We start from the raw sequence: 16,164 nt of genomic DNA, 5'->3' as shown, positions 1-16,164 counted from the left end.
GCCCCCGGGCGGTTTTTTATTGCCTGGAGAAAATGATGCAGACATCAGCGATCAACTACCAACCCATGACAACGATTCGTCTGCACGGGCAGTTACGGCAGTTCGGGAAGTCTTTCAGGCTCGCGGTGAAGTCACCGGCAGAGGCCATTAAAGCGCTGTGTATCCAGATCCCCGGTTTTGAGCGCTTCCTATCAAATGCCAAGTCGCGAGGGTTGGAGTTCGCTGTGTTTCGCGACAAACGCAATATTGGTGAGAAGGAGTTGAGCTACAACGGCGCTGGCGACATTCGTATTGCCCCAGTGGTAGTGGGCAGCAAGCGCGGCGGCGTCCTTCAGACCATCGTCGGCGCGATTCTGATCGTTGTTGGTGTCATCTTTTCCGCGACACCGTTCGGCACGCCGCTGATTGGCGCCGGTATCGGCCTTGTAGCCGGCGGCGTGATCCAAATGCTAAGCCCCCAGGCCGGAGGTCTAAAGACCAGCGCCGCACCGGAAAACACTCCCGGCTACGCCTTCGGTAGCGCGAAGAACACCACGGCATCCGGCAACCCGGCAGCACTGTGTGCCGGCCGCCGACGCTGGGGCGGCGCGATCATCAGTGCCGAAATCTACGCGGAAGACCAAATGTAGCCCGCACCTGCTGAACATCGCCGCCCTTGAGGCGGTTTTTTATTGCCTGGAGGAAAGCATGGGCGCAGCAAAGAAGCTCGACATCTACGGCGCCAAGGGTGGTTCCGAGAAACCGAAAACACCAACCGAAGCGCCGGACAGTCTGCGCTCTGTTGCTATCGCGAAAATGCTGATCGCGGTGGGCGAGGGTGAGTTCGAAGGCATACCGACGGCGCGCGACATCTATCTCGACAACACCCCCCTGCAAGACCCTCAGGGAAACATGAATTTCCCGAATGTGAAGTGGGAGTGGCGAGCAGGAGCGGTAGACCAAACCTACATCCAGGGCATTCCATCTGTCGCGAACGAAACCACTATTGGCATCGAGTTGCGTAGCGGTACTCCATGGGTCCGTTCCATCAGCAACACACAGCTCTCGGCTGTGCGCGTGCGCTTTGCATGGCCGGCGCTTCAATCTGTGGATGCTGGCAGCAACATCAATGGTTACGCGATCGGCTACAAGATCGAGTTGGCCACTGACGGCGGCGCCTACCAGGAAGTGCTGAGCGAGGGGGTTTCCGGAAAGACCACCAGCCTGTACGAGCGCAGCCGGCGAATCGATCTGCCGCGCGCAACGACTGGATGGTTGCTGAAGATCACCCGGCTGACGCCCAACCAGAACAACAACAAAATCTCCGATACGATGCAGATCGCCGGTTTCACCGAGGTGATCGACGCAAAGATTCGTTACCCAAATACGGCCCTACTTTTCATCGAGTTTTCGGCCGAGCAGTTCCGCAATATTCCAGCGGTAACGCTCGAGTGTGATGGCCGAAAATGGCAGGTGCCGAATAACTATGATCCCCGATCGCGTAGCTACACAGGTGTCTGGGATGGGACGTTCAAGGAGGCCTGGACGGACAACCCTGTCTGGCACACCTACGGCATCACAACGAACGACCGTTTCGGCCTGGGCCGCCGCATCAAGCCGTGGATGGTCGACAAGTGGGAGCTGTACCGCATCTCGCAGTATTGCGACCAGCTGGTGCCGGACGGGAAGGGTGGCCAGGAGCCGCGCTTTATCTGCAACTTGAACCTGCAGAGCAAGGCTGATGCCTGGTCGCTACTGCGCGATATCTCGGCGATCTACCGAGGGATGACCTACTGGGCTCAGGGCCAGGTATTCACCCTGTCGGATATGCCGCGAGCCACGGACTTCGACTTCGCTTACACCCGCGCAAGCGTGCTCGATGGCAAGTTCACCTATTCCAGCGCGTCGGAGCGCACCCGCTATACCCGCGCGCTGGTCAGTTACGACAACCCGCTGAACAACTATGACACCGACGTCACGGCCGTCACCGACCAGAAGCTGCAGCGGCGCTACGGCGACAATCCGCTGGAGATAAGCGCCATCGGCTGCACCCGCGAATCGGAGGCCCAGCGCCGCGGTAAGTGGGCTCTGCTCACCAACTCCAAGGACCGGGCCGTCACCTTTAAGGTCGGCCTGGACGGGCGTATTCCGTTGCCGGGCTACGTAATCCCGATTGCTGACGAGCTGCTCGCTGGCCGGCCAGTGGGCGGGCGTATCTCGGCGGTGAACGGCAAGGTCATCACCCTGGACCGCGACACCCAGGCCAAGCCAGGCGACCGGCTGATCCTAAACCTGCCTGATGGCAAGTGTGAGGGGCGGACTGTGCAACTGGTGAGCGGCCGGAAAGTCACGGTTACCGTGGCTTATTCCGTGACGCCCGAAGCTGAACTGGTATGGGCGCTGGATGCCGACGACTTGGCGATCCCGCTGTATCGGGTCGTGAGCGTGGCCCGGCCAGAGCCTGGCGTGTTCGAAATCTCGGCCGTGCAGTACGACCCAAGCAAGTTTGCGCACATCGACACCGGCGCGCGTCTGGAAGAGCGCCCGATCAGCGTTATCCCGATCACCGTGGTACCGGCGCCGGCCAGCGTCACCCTGACATCAAGCTACGCCGTGAATCAGGGCATCGCGATCAGCACCATGAACATCTCGTGGCCAGCCGTCACCGGCGCCGTCGCGTACGACGTGGAGTGGCGTAAGGACAGCGGCAACTGGATCAGGGTACAGCGCACTGGTTCGACCAGCGTCGACATCACCGGCATCTACTCGGGCGCCTACCTGGCCCGCGTGCGCTCGGTGAGCGCCTTTGAAATCTCCTCAGTCTGGAAGAGTTCGAACCTCACCAACCTCCAAGGCAAAACCGGTCTGCCGCCGGCGGTGTCGTTCCTGACCACCACCAGCCTGGTATACGGCATAGGTATTCAGTGGGGGTTCCCGCCGGGCGCCGAAGACACTCAGAGAACCGAACTGTGGTACAGCCAGTCACCTGACCTCACAACTGCGATAAAGCTGAGCGACTTCAGCTACCCGCAGGCCAAGCACGAGATGCAAAACATCCTCGCGGGTGGGAGCCTTTATTTCTGGGCTCGTCTCGTGGACCGCACCGGCAACGTCGGGCCGTTCTGGCCGATCCCTGGCGCAGTGAATGGCCGTGCTAGCTCTGATCAGACCGAGTACGACAAGTACTTCGCCGAGAAGATCGGCAAGGGGGCGCTGTACCAGAGCCTGCGTGCGGAGATCGATCTGATCACTGGCGACGGCCCCGGCTCGGTCAATGACCGATTGGATAAGGCCAAGCAGGAGTTGGAAGAACTTATATCTGAAGTGGTCGACGCTCTGGAATACGTGCCGAGCAAAACCTACGTCAAGGGCGATATGGTTCGCGTGGTTCAGCAGCTATTCCAGGCGACAACCGCAGTCCCTGTCAATACGACGCCGCCTAACACCAAATACTGGTTCAACTTGGGCACCATCGCCGAAACCAATGCAGCTATGGCCTTGGAGATCAGCAAGAACAAGGCAGCTATCGAGGACGTGGACGGGAAGGTCACGGCCACCGCCGAGCGCCTGGACGGGGTGTACGCGCTTGTGAAGTCCGACTCAGCAGGCTCAGAGGAGGGGAGCGCTGGCGACAGCACTTCCTCCGCGGGAGCATGGTCTTTGATGTCTGTGATCGCAGAGCGTGATTTTGCGCAATCTGTACGCACAGACATTGTTGAGGCCAATGTCGCGAATAACGCGGCGAGCATTCTGGATGTGTCTAGGGCAGCGGCTACGGCTACGACCGCAGTCGCAGAGCGAGTAACGACGCTAGGAGCAAAGGTCGACAGCAACGAAGCTGCGTTCAAATCCACAACAACCACGCTTGCCGCCACGGATCAGGCGCTTAGCGAGAGGATCGACACCGTGCAGGCTAGCTCGGGGCGAAATACAGCGGCCATTCAGGAGACGAACCAGGTTGTCGCCACCACCAATGGAAAGGTGTCGGCAATGGTCACTCTCAAGGCTCAGACAATAGTTGGCGGTAAGACGGTAACTTCCGGGCTTGCGTTTGGATCGGATGGAGAGCAGTCGGAGTTCCTCATATTCGCGCAGCGATTCGCGGTGGTCGATGAGGTAAGCGGTCAGTTGGTGCCGATGTTCGTGGTACAAAACAATCAGGTCGTCCTCAACCAAGCAATTATCAGCAAGGCGTTCATTCAGGAAATCATCTTGGGAATGACGCTGCGCTCGGAGTCCGTCGACTCCATAGGGCGACCACTGCTTGAAATCAACGTCAAGTCTGGGACATTCACGCTGCGCAGCGCCGGCACCGGTGGCTCCACGCTCCTCAATAACGACGGTCTCACGGTCTTCGATGCGAGTGGCGCTGATCGTGTCATGGTGGGGAGGCTTTTGCTATGACTTATGGCATGCGTGTAAAGGGGAGCGATGGACAGGTCCAGCTCGACGATAGCGCGCTCACTTGTCGAATTGTTTACGCCGAAACTGTAAGCCCCAATACCTGGGCTCCGGGCACTTCATATATCGACGTGCCCATTGCTGACATTACGCCCCAGAACTCTGTTGCCTTCTGTGTCCCCCTTGGACCAATAAACTACAACAGTGATCGTCAGCTTGAGCCTGAAGTGATAAATGGCGCTGCTCGGGTATGGAGGCGCATGAAAGGATATACGACAACAGCAAGTTGGATTTCATTGACGGCAATGACCTTAATGGTAGTGAGGTTCAAATAAATGGCAGATTCCTACGGACTAATGTTTAAGGGGTCAGTCGATAACAGGGTGATTATCGATTCTGAGCGAACAAGGCTTTCTGTTATTTGCAAGGGGAGATACAACAATAACTCTGGACTATTTGCAATAACCTCGTTTCCATTCACCATCACGTCGATCTTGCCGCCCTTTGTTTTCATTCGGCCAGATCCTGTATCGGGCCGAATAGGTATGTCTCGCGCCGAAGTTCTCGGAAGCGCTGGCGCATGGACGGGGTTTCAGATTAGGGCTTACGACAACTCAAGTGTACGGCCCAATGGTCAATATTTCGCGGCTGGGTTTGGTGCTGAAATCCTGAGCGATTACGGAATAAGGCTTCGAGATGGTTCCAGAAAGATTATTTTCGACACAGGCACGCCCACAGCGCTTTTCTCAAACTCAAATTCTACTTGGACTTTCACGGGGAGCGGCTCAACGGCTCAGGGTCAGAGTATTAACTTCTTCTCATCTCCTTTTGTCCTTTCAGATAATGAATACGTGCTTATAAATACAATGAGCATGCCTGTAACTAGGTCGCTTCAACAACAAAGCGACCTTCAGTTTATTTGGGATTACCCGAATAAACGCATGATTGCGGCCGTTATTTACATTCCAGGATACAACACGACCTCTTTAGGTATATCGACGATGACCGCCAAGATGGTGGTATAGGGAGAACTTATGGCTAGGCAAGAAATTATCCTCGGTACTCCGCCACAAGGTCTAGGTGGTGATCCACCTCGGACTGCGAGCACGAAGATCAACGCTATGTCGACGGAGCTTTATGCGGCCCTCGGCGGAACGGGTGGAACTCTCCCTTCCGCCTTACCAGTTGCTAAAGGTGGCACTGGCGTGACTGACGGCCGCGCTATATTCGCGGAGGTAGGCGTTCGGGAAGCATCAGGCCGGTACAACATCCAAGGTTTGTATATGGGCTGGAATGCTGCCGGGCAGGGCGAGGGCCACTTCATTGTAAACAGAGGCAATGGTAACGGTGGCTTCTCTTGGCGCTCAGTAAATGCTGGCAATACCGCCGGTGGCCCAGCCATGACCTACTCTTATGATGGGATATTGGGCGTTACCACTGTATCCGCATCGGGCGTGGCAGTAGGTACGCTGGCTGTATGGAACGAGGTTTCAGTAGAGCTTCCGGTTCGTGGAATTCGTTGCCGCACTGGCGTGAGCGGGGCCTATACAGCCCAGTCCTATAATTTCAACTGGACTGGCTCCAACGTTGACGTGTACATCGGCGCAACGTACGTGGGCACCATGACACTGTTCGGCTCTGACTACCGCTTCAAGAAATACATCAAGGACGCGCCCGAGGCATCTTACTTGGACCGTATCGACGCTTACCGGATCGTCACCTACCAGCGCAAAGCGTTTGGCGATGTGTTCAAAGGGGATGACGTCGTTTATCAAGGGCTGATCGCGCACGAAGCGCAGGCGGTCAATCCGCTTGCCGTTACCGGCGAAAAAGATGGCCTTGGCGACGATGGACAACCCCGCGTTCAGCAACTCGAACCGATGGCGCTGATCACGGACTTAATGGGAGCCGTCAAAGAATTGCGCGCAGAGCTCGCTGCGTTGAAGGCTGCACAGGTTTAAGCAGAGCCCTCCACAAACAAGCACACCGATACCGCCTTGAGCGGTTTTTTTTCGCCTGGAGAAAAGCTATGCCCATCACTGAGCAGCAGTTGCTGCAGATCCTCCCGAACGCCGGCCGCCAAGCCGGCGTTTTCGTTCCTGTGCTGAACACGGCCATGGGCCGCTATGGCATTGTCGGCAAGCTGCGCGTGGCCGCATTCATCGCCCAAGTCGGGCATGAGTCGGGGCAACTGCGCTACGTGCGCGAGATCTGGGGGCCCACAACCCAGCAGGCCGGCTATGAAGGTCGCGCCGATCTGGGCAACACCGTAAAGGGGGATGGTTCGAAGTACCGTGGCCGCGGCCTGATCCAGATCACCGGCCGGGCCAACTATGCCGCGTGCGGTGAAGCGATAGGCCTGGATCTGATCAACGAGCCCGGGCTGCTGGAGCTGCCCCAGCACGCGGCGATGTCTGCGGCCTGGTTTTGGTCCACTAAGGGGCTCAACACGCTGGCGGATCAGGGTGAATTCACGAAGATCACCCGCCGCATTAACGGTGGGCTCAACGGCCTGGAAGATCGGCTGCAGCTGTGGGAGCGGGCGAAGAAGGTGCTGGCGTGACGCCGGTGCAGAAGCTGGCCGTCCTGATGCTGTTAATCCTGATGCTGATGGCCGGCGCCGCGGGCGTGACCTGGCAGGTTCAGGACTGGCGCATGGGAGAGAAGCTCGCCGAGCAGGCCGGCCTGCACAAGGATGATTTGACCGCGGTCAGCAATGCCGCCGCTACGCAGGCCCGCGCCGAACAGGAAAAGCGGCTGGTCATCGAGAAAGAACTCGCTAACCAGGACCAACAACACACTCGAGAACTATCCGATGCTCAACGCAACCAGGCTCTTTTGCGCGACCGCCTTGCCACTGCTGATGTGCGGCTGTCAGTCCTCCTTGCCGACGATCCAGCCAGTGGCTGCAACGTGCCTACCGCCGCCGGCGCCGTCGGCGTGGTTCATGCAGCCCGTAGAGCCCAACTTGACCCAGCGCATGCTCAACGAATTATCGCCATCACCGACCATGGGGATAACGGACTGATAGCGCTGCGCGCCTGCCAGGCGTATGTCAGGGCTATTGCTCGCTGATTGGCTGAATCAACTCCGGCCTCTTGTTCCTCACATTTCCCACCGCGGTGTCGACTTTGAACCACTCGAAGGCTTCCGACGGCTCTCCCTGATGCAGCACCATCTGCTCGGCACGCTCCTTGGGCGTGGCCGGGTCAAGCCATTCTCGAGCCAGGTCGGGCGTAAGCACCACCGGCCGCCGGTCGTGGATATCCACCATGCCGCCGGCGCTGTCGGCGGTGATGATCACGAAGCCGTCATGCTCGCCTGTGCCTTCATCGGCATCCGGTAGCTGGCCGATGGACGCGCAGAAGATCGGTGCGCCGTCCCGCCGCCGTATCAGGTAAGGCTGCTTTTTTGGTCCACCTTCATCAACCCATTCAAACCAGCTATCGATGGGCGTTATTGCCCGGTGCGGCCAGATCGCGCGAAAGAACGGGCCATGGGCTACTTTCTCTGCGCGGGCATTGATCGGCGCGGTTCTGTCCTTGGCCCAGTGTGGCCGCCATCCCCAGCGCACCATGTCGGCGTGCAGCAGGTCACCCTGTAGGTGGAGCAGGGCGACTTGGGTTGTCGGGGCTACGTTGTAACGCTCGAGGGGCAATTCACCGACAGAGTTCGCCAGGGCGTTAGGCATATTCAACGCTGCCACGAAGTCGTGAATCCCGCGATACTGTGTAAGTCTTCCGCACATGACGCTCTCCGCTTGTCGGACCTGCTGAACAGCTGGGAGCTGGCCAATCTCTACACTCTAGACACTGGCCTTGAATATTCGTCATGACGATCAACATTGAGCAAGTCAACGCGATAAAAGCATGGTTCGCCTTGCGCACTGATCCTGAATTCATCTCAGCCACTCCAGAGGATCGCTATGAGGCGCGGCTCTCACTGGCAGATGATCTGCAACAGAAAGGCCTTATCGACAGCGGCGAGTGGCGTGAGCTGGTAGAGGAGGCGCAGGCCGCGTATGCAGACGAGCTGGGCTGACGCGCCTACTGCCAGATATTTCTCAGAGAATTTGATATGGAGGGTGTAATTCTGAGCGCCGGGATCGAACGAGACGCGGATAAGCTGCTGGGACAGATTGAAAGGGCGGACTCAATGATTGTGGCGGCCAAAGCAGGCGCTCGAGCCGAGGGCTTCGTTTTGGGCCTGGAGTCGGCGCGCGCGGTGGCAGACGAGACCATTGAACAGCTCTACGTCATCTTCGACACCGCAACTGAAGAGCGTCTTAAAGCGCTTTCGAAGTAAGGTCCATAGCTGGGCGCTCTTGAGGCGCCTTCAGTTCCGTTAGTAGCCGCTGATTCTCCCTAAGCAAATAGTCACGTTGTTCGGTTACCAGCTTGATGCCGAGGATTGACGGCTCTGAGCATCGCTCTCTGAGATCACCGATTTCGGTTCGGGCAACGTCAAGGCATGCCAATGCTTCGGCTAAACGTGTGGCCAATCCATCGCTCATCTGGACCAGCCCTGCAATATTTCGGCGCGCATGACTCAACCGCTTCAAGGTTTCGTTCAGCTCGTCCTCGAGCAGAGCACACTGATGCTTGTACATTTCCAGGGGCGTAGGGCATCCGAGCCACGTCGAGGTGTCTTCGTCGATGTTCATTGTGGGAGCGAACTCTAGTACTGTATGTGCGTACAGTAATCGAGGTTTGAGCTTGGCGCGATTTTAGGCGACGAGCTGTAGGCTATTCCCCAGATAGGCCCGCCGATACGAGGTCTGCCCACTCCTGCATCATTTCGCGACGCTGCTCGAGGTACGCGGCATGGTTGTACACGTCACGGATAAAGCTGCTGTCAGCGTGGGCGAGCTGCCTTTCAACCCAATCACGGTTGTAGCCACGACCGTTCATCTCGGTCGAGAACAAGTGCCGGAAGCCATGAGGCGACTGCTTTCCAGTGAGACCGCACAACTCCATAACGTTATTGGCGTAGTTTGTGCCGATCGGTGCTGTCGGGTCGCTGCGGTTGGTGAACACGTAGCGAAGTCCGCCGGTGACCGGGAGCATACTTTTTAGCAAATCTACGGCCTGGGTCGGCAATGGCACGGCATGCTCGCGTCGAGCCTTCATCTTCGCCGCCGGGGTCGTCCAGATCGCCGCATCGAGATCAATTTCAGACCATTCGGCATGCCTTACTTCGCCGGGGCGCGATGCGGTGTAGATCATCAGCATAATTGCCGACCGTAGCTGGTGGCCTGACACGCACTGCTGAATGGTGGCGATAGTCTTTGGTAGTTCGCTGAAAGGCAAGAATGGATGCGGCCGATTCTGGGCGCCTTTCTCGGTAACGGCGTGCATCTCAGCCGTAGGGTTCGATTCGATCAGTCCGGTGGCGATCGCATAGCTGAACACTTGGCCCATCCTCTGCCGGACTTTTACCGCCGTGACTATGGACCCGCGCTTTTCTATACGCCGTATCAGACCGATCACGTCTGCGCGCTTGATGGTGTCGATCTGACGCCCACCAAATGTTGGAAGTACGTCCAGCTCCATCAAGTTGCTGATGATGCGATAGGTGCCCGGCGATATGCTGCCTTTCCTGAATGCCAGCCACTCGTCATACACTCGGCGGAAAGTTCGCCCGCCAGCCTCAATCAGTCCTGCCTTCTTCTCCTTCCTCGATTCGCGCGGATCCACACCCCTCGCAATATCTTCCCGCGCCTCGTCTCTTCGAGAGCGTGCGTCCTTCAGGCCCGTTTCCGGGTATGTTCCAAAAGAAATCCTTGCCTGTTTTCCAAGCCATGTGAAGCGGAAGTGCCAGCTTTTTATCCCGCTATTTGCGACGTAAAGCGAAAGACCCAAAGAATCGGGGAGGGTGTACGCCTTTTCCTTAGGCTTGGCCTGTCTGGCTGCTGTGTCCGTGAGTGCCACTAGTACATCCTCTCAAAATTATTTCTGATGTACTGGATGATGTACTAACTAAATGGCAATGGGAAGGTATCGCGTGGTACGCGGTGATACTGAAATGCTTTTGTTTGTTGGGTAGTTCGGAGGGAGTTGGGAAGGGACGGTTTCAGGTGGGAGGCTACCGTGGAATCTTTGAAGATTTCCACAGTATTTTCAGCTCGGTCAGGTATCTGGCAGGCGGCGAGTTTAACAGCTTGATCCTTCGCCGCGCATACCGCTTGGTCATAGCGCCAGCAAGTGCTCGCCCAATGTGCCTTTATCCGCCAGGTCGAGGAACTCATCGCCTAACCGTCGGCTCTCGCTCATTGCGGTTTGCCAGTACTTGTTGCGGCTCGGGTCATCGCCCATGAAGCGCTTGAAGTCGCTGCGGTCTGGCAGTTTGCCGTGGGGCAGGCGGGCGAGGTAGTCCCTGGACGGGGCCAGCAGCAACACATCCTGCAAACCCTGTTGATTACTGCGCCGCCACGGCAGGCCCTTGTCGAACCAGCCGGGGATGACCCGGTCGGTGAAGTGCGGGTACAGCACGATGTCATCGCCGTGGTAGGGCAGGTCGAGGTGATAGTCGAGCAGGCCGCCATCGCGGTAAGTGCCGGCGCCCGCGCCGGGCAGGTCGCGTACGCCTTGCATCACCATGGGGATCGAGCCGGACGCCAGCAGCGCCTGGCGCAAGTTGCGCAGGTCCAGGTCGAGGAAACGCGACGGGAAGTCTTTCAGCGGATGCACCGGCGGCGCCTGGCGCGGGTCGTGGATGATCAGCCGTTCGAAGTGCCGCGCCAGCCGCGCACGGCCGCGCAGGTTGTCGGCAATGACCGACGACAGGCCCAGACCGAGCCGACCGCGATGGTCATCGGCGAGCAGGCCGTGGCTTTTGACCACCATGATGTTCAGGCGATAGTCGGGGTTGTCCAGCACCCGCGCGTCGCGGCCTGCGAGCAGGTCATCGAGCATGCGCTGGCAGCTGCGGCTGACCTCGGCCATGGTCACGCCCTTGGCAAAGCGTTGTTCGTTGTACAGGCGGCCGAGGTCGAGCAAGCCTTGCACCGGGTCGGGCAGGCAGGCGCTGGCAAACCGCCAGGAGCCGATGGAGGCGCCGATCAGCGCACGCTCGCGTGGCGCGCGCGGCAGCCAGTCGCCGAACAAGGCCAGGTCCAGGCCCTGGATGCCCAGTGCCTTGGGACCGCCGGCCGCGCCGGGCAGGATACCGACGTCCGCAGGTTTGAGGCCTTGTTCGCGAATGCGCGCAAAGGCGCGTTTACCGGCCTTGAGCGTCAACGCGGGGAATTTGATGTGGATGGCTGTCATACCAGTCTCTTTTCAAGCGAGCGGGGCAGTATAGGAAAACTCGTGGGTGATGGGTAAAGAGGACGATTGAAAAATGCCATGGTGGCAATTCAGTTTCAGTTAAGTTGCAGCGGGTACGTTGGCCTGCGTAGGAAAAACATCCTGAAACGGAGATTTGCCATGAAGCGCCTCACAGCGCTGGTCGCCGCCGGTATCATCGCCTGCACCTCGGCGCAGGCCCGGGCAGTGGACCCTGACAAGCCACTGACAGTGCCTGGCACTGTTACAATTGTCGCCTTTGATCAGCTGGAAGCCACGGCCCTGGCACTGCACCCGGGTTCGACCCTGCTGGACACCGACCTGGACGAGGCCTACGGCAAGTACTTGTACCAAGTCGAACTGGAAGATGCCGACGGCATCGAGTGGGAAGTCGAATTGGACGCGCTCAGCGGGCACGTGCTCAAGAATCATCAGGAAACGTAATGAAGGTATATCGACGCGCCAGCGGTTTGATGGTGCTGGTGCTCCTGGCTTTTTGTTCCAGCCTGGCGGCCCGCGACCTCAATCAGGATGAAGCCTTGGCACTGCGCCAGCAGGGCGTGATCCTGCCGCTGGAGCAACTGTTGCAACAGGCCATGGCGCGTTACCCCGGCTCCCGGTTGCTGGAAGCCGAGCTTGAAAAAAAACACGGCCAATATGCCTATGAAGTGGAGCTGGTGACCACCGAAGGCGTGGTGCGCGAGATCAAGCTGGATGCCACCAACGGCGTGCTGCTCAAAGATAAGGAAGACGACTGATGCGCCTGCTTCTGGTGGAAGACAACGTTCCCCTGGCCGATGAACTGCTGGCCGGCCTGCAGCGCCAGGGCTATGCCGTCGACTGGCTGGCCGATGGTCGCGATGCCGCCTATCAGGGCCGCAGCGAACCCTATGACCTGATCATTCTTGACCTGGGCTTGCCCGGCCTGCCGGGGTTGGACGTGTTGGCGCAATGGCGCGCAGCCGCCCTGGCCACGCCAGTGCTGGTTCTCACCGCGCGCGACTCCTGGGCCGAACGCATCGAGGGGCTCAAGGCCGGTGCCGACGATTACCTGAGCAAACCCTTTCACCCCGAAGAACTGCACTTGCGTGTCCAGGCGTTGTTGCGCCGCTCCCATGGCCACGCCAACCAGCCCACCTTGCAAGCCGCCGGGTTGCACCTGGATGAAGGCCGCCAGTGTGTACTGCGCGACGGCGAAGAAATCCAGCTGACCGCCGCCGAATTTCGCCTGCTGCGCTACTTCATGCTGCACCCGGAACAGATCCTGTCGAAAAGCCACTTGGCCGAGCATCTTTATGACGGCGAGACCGAGCGCGACTCCAACGTGCTGGAAGTTCACGTCAACCACCTGCGTCGCAAGCTGGGCCGTAGCGTGATTGAGACCCGGCGCGGCCAGGGTTACCGCTTTGGCGCCAGCCCTGCATGAGGTCGATTCAGCGGCGCCTGAGCCTGGGGCTGATCAGCGTGATGGTGGTTGTCGGCGTGGTATTGGCGCAAACCAGCCTGTGGTTGTTCGAGGCCGGCTTGCAGCGCTACCTGGAAGCGGGATTGCGCAACGACAGCGAAAACCTGCTGGTGGCGCTGGTGCGCGGGCCGAACGGTGTGCAACTGGATGAACAACGTTTGTCGCCGGCCTATCAGCGGCCGTTTTCCGGGCATTATTTCCGTATCGATTTTGCCGACATTCACTGGCGTTCCCGTTCGTTGTGGGACCAGGAGTTGCCCCGGCTGCCGGAAGCCGGGCTCAAGGGCAACCTGCAGCTGGGCCCGGAAGGCCAGCAACTGCTGGTGTTGCGCTCGGACTACAAGCGTTTTGGCCAGTCGATTTCCATCAGCGTGGCCCAGGACTACACGCCAGTGCGGGAAAGTTTCCGTCTGATGCGTCAGATCGGCCTGGTGATGGGCCTTGCGGCATTGCTGCTGGTGCTGGTCCTGCAACGGGTCACGGTGCGCCGCGCCTTGCGCCCGCTGGAAACCGCCCGCGAACAGATCGCTCAACTGCAACAAGGCCAGCGCTCACAGCTCGACACTCAAGTGCCGCTGGAACTGGAACCACTGGTGGCGCAGATCAACCACCTGCTGGCTCACACCGAAGACAGCCTCAAGCGTTCGCGCAACGCGTTGGGCAACTTGGGGCATGCGCTGAAAACACCGTTGGCCGTGCTTTTAAGCGTGGCTTCCAGTGAACAGCTCAAGGCCCATCCCGAACTGGGCAAGCTCTTGCGCGAACAGCTGGAGCAAGTGCAGCAACGCCTGAATCGCGAACTCAATCGCGCACGCCTTGCCGGTGAAACCCTGCCGGGTGCCTTGTTCGACTGCGAAAAGGAGCTGCCGGGCCTGCTCGCCACATTGAACATGATCCACGGTGAACACCTGGACTTGAGTTACCACGTCACGCCCGGCCTGCAATTGCCCTGGGACCGCGAAGACCTGCTGGAACTGCTCGGCAACCTGCTGGACAACGCCTGCAAATGGGCGGATGCGGAAATACGCTTGAGCATCAGCGAAACGCCGCAGAGCTATTTGCTGGCCGTTGAAGATGACGGGCCGGGCATTCCGCAGAGTCAGCGCGACCAAGTGTTCAGCCGGGGCACGCGCCTGGATGAGCAGATCGACGGCCATGGCCTGGGGCTGGGGATCGTGCGGGATATCGTCGAGGTGTGGGGCGGGGTGTTGCAGTTGCAGGAGAGTGAGTTGGGTGGCTTAAGGGTGCTGATCGAATTGCCCAAACGACAGGCCTGATAGACCACAAAATATAAAATGTGGGAGCGGGCTTGCTCGCGAAGGCTGTGTGTCAGCCAGCTGACTTGGCAACTGACACACTGCATTCGCGAGCAAGCCCGCTCCCACATTTGGATCTCCACAAGGGTCAGGGTTTGTGCAGGTCAGTTACACCCGAAATTGATCCATCAACCCCTGCTGCTGATTCGCCAGGCTGTTCAGCGCTTGGCTCACTCGCGCCGATTCATTTGCCTGCTCCGACAGCGACTCGGTCACATCCCGGATCGTCGCCACGTTGCTGTTGATCTCCTCGGCCACCGCGCTTTGCTCTTCGGCGGCGCTGGCGATTTGCAGGTTCATGTCGCTGATCACCGTGACTGCCTCGCCAATCTGGCGCAGCGCGGTGACCGCCTGGCCGACCTGCTCGACACTGCCCTGGGCCTGGCGATAGCTGTTGCCCATGGAGCCGACCACATCGGTGGTGCCGTTTTGCAGCAGTTCGATCACCACACGGGTTTCTTCCACCGATTCCTGGGTGCGCCGTGCCAGGTTGCGTACTTCGTCGGCGACCACGGCAAATCCACGGCCGGCCTCACCCGCGCGCGCGGCTTCGATGGCGGCGTTGAGTGCCAGCAGGTTGGTTTGCTCGGCAATGCCTCGAATCACTTCCAGCACCGAACCAATTTTCTCGCTATTGGCCGCCAAGCCTTCGACCTGAGCCATGGCGGTGCTCATGTCCGCCGCCAGGTGCCCGATGTTGGTGGTCGTGCGGTCGATCACGGTCAAGCCTTCGCGGGTGGCCTGGTCGGCGTCGCGCGCGGCTTGTGCGGCTTGGGCGGCGCTGCGGGCCACGTCCTGGGCAGTGGCGCTCATTTCGTGGGAGGCGGTGGCCACCTGATCCACCTGGCGGTATTGCTGTTCCATGCCGGCGCTGGTCTCAGTGGCAATTGCGGCGGATTGGTCGGCCGTGCCGCGGGCGTCCTGCACTGAGCGTTTGACCTGGGCAATGATCGGTTGCAGTTTGTCGAGGAAGCGGTTGAACCAGCCGGCCAGTTGGCCCAGTTCATCCTGCTTGTCGTAGGCCAGGCGACGGGTCAGGTCGCCTTCGCCGCTGGCGATGTCTTCCAGCATGCGCGCCACGCCAAGGATTGGCCGGGTCACGCTGCGCGCCATCAGCCACACCAGCATCAAGCCGACCACGGCGGCGAGCAGGCCCAGGCTCAGTTCCAGCAGGGTGCCGCGGGTGTTGTCGGCATCCAGTTGCGCCTTGAGCGCTTCGGCGGGGCCCACCAGGACTTTTTCCGGCACATCCAGCAACACACCCCATGGCTTGCCGCCGGGAATCGGTGCGAACGGCGCCAATACCTTGAGTTGATGGTTGTTGCGCACGCTGCGGATTTGCGTACTGGCCGCCAGCGCGTTGATCAATTGCGCGCCGCTGGCCGTGTCGACTTTATCCAGGCGCTGGCTGAGTTTGCTCGCATCCGGGCTGTAGCCGGCGAGCAAACCGGTGGGGCTGAGGATGCTGACTTGCGTCTGGCCGTCATACAGCTTCTGGCTGGCCTGCTGGCTCACGGCCTGCAGGCTGTTGAGGTTGATGTCCACCGACAGCGAGGCGATGACTTTGCCGTTGACCATCAGCGGAAACACGATGCTGGTCATCAGCACGTTTTGCCCGTCGATCACATAAAAGTACGGCTCGATCACGCAAGGTTTCAGGGTGGTGCGCGGGCAGGTGAACCAGGCGTTGGCTTTCTCGCCGCTGGGGCCGACGCTG

At 59.4% G+C, this 16,164-nt stretch carries 17 protein-coding genes and 1 pseudogene; 12 read left to right on the top strand and 6 right to left on the bottom strand.

What is annotated here, in order from left to right:
• The first annotated feature begins 35 nt into the window (after positions 1–35).
• The 6 genes from ACM530_RS29970 to ACM530_RS29945 all read left to right on the top strand — a co-directional run bounded on the left by ACM530_RS29970 (position 36) and on the right by ACM530_RS29945 (position 7,455).
• The gene (locus ACM530_RS29970) at positions 36–629 is read left to right on the top strand and encodes a tail assembly protein (protein ID WP_416363915.1); all 594 of its coding nucleotides are present in this window, start codon (positions 36–38) and stop codon (positions 627–629) included.
• A 58-nt stretch (positions 630–687) separates the two neighbouring features.
• Positions 688–4,383: a phage tail protein gene (locus tag ACM530_RS29965; RefSeq protein ID WP_416363914.1), complete on the top strand. Its 3,696-nt coding sequence runs from the start codon at positions 688–690 to the stop codon at positions 4,381–4,383.
• A 332-nt stretch (positions 4,384–4,715) separates the two neighbouring features.
• Positions 4,716–5,405: a hypothetical protein gene (locus tag ACM530_RS29960; protein WP_416363913.1), complete on the top strand. Its 690-nt coding sequence runs from the start codon at positions 4,716–4,718 to the stop codon at positions 5,403–5,405.
• A 180-nt stretch (positions 5,406–5,585) separates the two neighbouring features.
• Positions 5,586–6,341: a tail fiber domain-containing protein gene (locus ACM530_RS29955; protein WP_416363912.1), complete on the top strand. Its 756-nt coding sequence runs from the start codon at positions 5,586–5,588 to the stop codon at positions 6,339–6,341.
• 68 nt (positions 6,342–6,409) lie between these two features.
• Positions 6,410–6,943, top strand: a complete 534-nt coding sequence (locus ACM530_RS29950) for a glycoside hydrolase family 19 protein (protein WP_416363911.1) — start codon at positions 6,410–6,412, stop codon at positions 6,941–6,943.
• Positions 6,940–7,455: a lysis system i-spanin subunit Rz gene (locus tag ACM530_RS29945; protein ID WP_416363910.1), complete on the top strand. Its 516-nt coding sequence runs from the start codon at positions 6,940–6,942 to the stop codon at positions 7,453–7,455. The genes ACM530_RS29950 and ACM530_RS29945 overlap by 4 nt, the downstream gene beginning before the upstream one ends.
• On the opposite strand, the gene ACM530_RS29940 is transcribed toward ACM530_RS29945, so the two are convergent.
• A complete protein-coding gene (locus ACM530_RS29940) occupies positions 7,442–8,128 on the bottom strand; it encodes an SOS response-associated peptidase (protein ID WP_416363909.1) in 687 nt (228 codons plus the stop codon). The genes ACM530_RS29945 and ACM530_RS29940 overlap by 14 nt on opposite strands.
• 83 nt (positions 8,129–8,211) lie before the next feature.
• Here ACM530_RS29940 and ACM530_RS29935 point away from each other — a divergent pair, with 83 nt between their 5' ends.
• Complete coding sequence (locus tag ACM530_RS29935) at positions 8,212–8,421, top strand: hypothetical protein (protein ID WP_416363908.1); 210 nt, start codon at positions 8,212–8,214, stop codon at positions 8,419–8,421.
• 36 nt (positions 8,422–8,457) lie between these two features.
• Positions 8,458–8,685: a hypothetical protein gene (locus ACM530_RS29930; RefSeq protein ID WP_416363907.1), complete on the top strand. Its 228-nt coding sequence runs from the start codon at positions 8,458–8,460 to the stop codon at positions 8,683–8,685.
• Here ACM530_RS29930 and ACM530_RS29925 read toward each other — a convergent pair.
• From ACM530_RS29925 to ACM530_RS29915, 3 genes are all read right to left on the bottom strand, one after another.
• Positions 8,666–9,043 (bottom strand): hypothetical protein, encoded by a 378-nt coding sequence (locus tag ACM530_RS29925; RefSeq protein ID WP_416363906.1) that lies wholly within the window; start codon positions 9,041–9,043, stop codon positions 8,666–8,668. The genes ACM530_RS29930 and ACM530_RS29925 overlap by 20 nt on opposite strands.
• A gap of 82 nt (positions 9,044–9,125) precedes the next feature.
• The gene (locus ACM530_RS29920) at positions 9,126–10,310 is read right to left on the bottom strand and encodes a tyrosine-type recombinase/integrase (protein WP_416363905.1); all 1,185 of its coding nucleotides are present in this window, start codon (positions 10,308–10,310) and stop codon (positions 9,126–9,128) included.
• Positions 10,311–10,568: 258 nt separating this feature from the next.
• Positions 10,569–11,648 (bottom strand): patatin-like phospholipase family protein, encoded by a 1,080-nt coding sequence (locus ACM530_RS29915; RefSeq protein WP_242200939.1) that lies wholly within the window; start codon positions 11,646–11,648, stop codon positions 10,569–10,571.
• A gap of 159 nt (positions 11,649–11,807) precedes the next feature.
• Between ACM530_RS29915 and ACM530_RS29910 the strand changes: the two genes are divergently transcribed.
• From ACM530_RS29910 to ACM530_RS29895, 4 genes are read left to right on the top strand one after another with little or no spacing between them, the layout of a single operon-like run.
• Positions 11,808–12,110, top strand: a complete 303-nt coding sequence (locus ACM530_RS29910) for a PepSY domain-containing protein (RefSeq protein WP_145163346.1) — start codon at positions 11,808–11,810, stop codon at positions 12,108–12,110.
• On the top strand, positions 12,110–12,424 hold the full coding sequence (locus tag ACM530_RS29905; protein WP_416363904.1) for a PepSY domain-containing protein: 315 nt from the start codon (positions 12,110–12,112) through the stop codon (positions 12,422–12,424). The genes ACM530_RS29910 and ACM530_RS29905 overlap by 1 nt, the downstream gene beginning before the upstream one ends.
• Complete coding sequence (locus tag ACM530_RS29900) at positions 12,424–13,092, top strand: response regulator transcription factor (RefSeq protein WP_106580083.1); 669 nt, start codon at positions 12,424–12,426, stop codon at positions 13,090–13,092. The genes ACM530_RS29905 and ACM530_RS29900 overlap by 1 nt, the downstream gene beginning before the upstream one ends.
• Positions 13,089–14,408 (top strand): sensor histidine kinase, encoded by a 1,320-nt coding sequence (locus tag ACM530_RS29895; protein WP_416363903.1) that lies wholly within the window; start codon positions 13,089–13,091, stop codon positions 14,406–14,408. Before ACM530_RS29900 ends, ACM530_RS29895 begins: the two co-directional genes overlap by 4 nt.
• Positions 14,409–14,555: 147 nt before the next feature.
• Here the strand turns inward: ACM530_RS29895 and ACM530_RS29890 are convergent, their stop codons facing one another.
• Both ACM530_RS29890 and ACM530_RS29885 read right to left on the bottom strand, forming a co-directional pair.
• Positions 14,556–15,311 (bottom strand): methyl-accepting chemotaxis protein, encoded by a 756-nt coding sequence (locus ACM530_RS29890; RefSeq protein ID WP_370004744.1) that lies wholly within the window; start codon positions 15,309–15,311, stop codon positions 14,556–14,558.
• Between the two features lie 102 nt (positions 15,312–15,413).
• Positions 15,414–15,560: pseudogene (locus ACM530_RS29885) on the bottom strand (HAMP domain-containing protein); the annotation flags it as partial.
• Between the last annotated feature and the right edge of the window lie 604 nt (positions 15,561–16,164).

It is taken from the genome of Pseudomonas sp. NFX183, from assembly GCF_047943075.1.
Classification (GTDB): domain Bacteria; phylum Pseudomonadota; class Gammaproteobacteria; order Pseudomonadales; family Pseudomonadaceae; genus Aquipseudomonas.
Note: the sequence above shows the minus strand (reverse complement) of the source record. Positions and strands in the feature narration are given on the sequence as shown.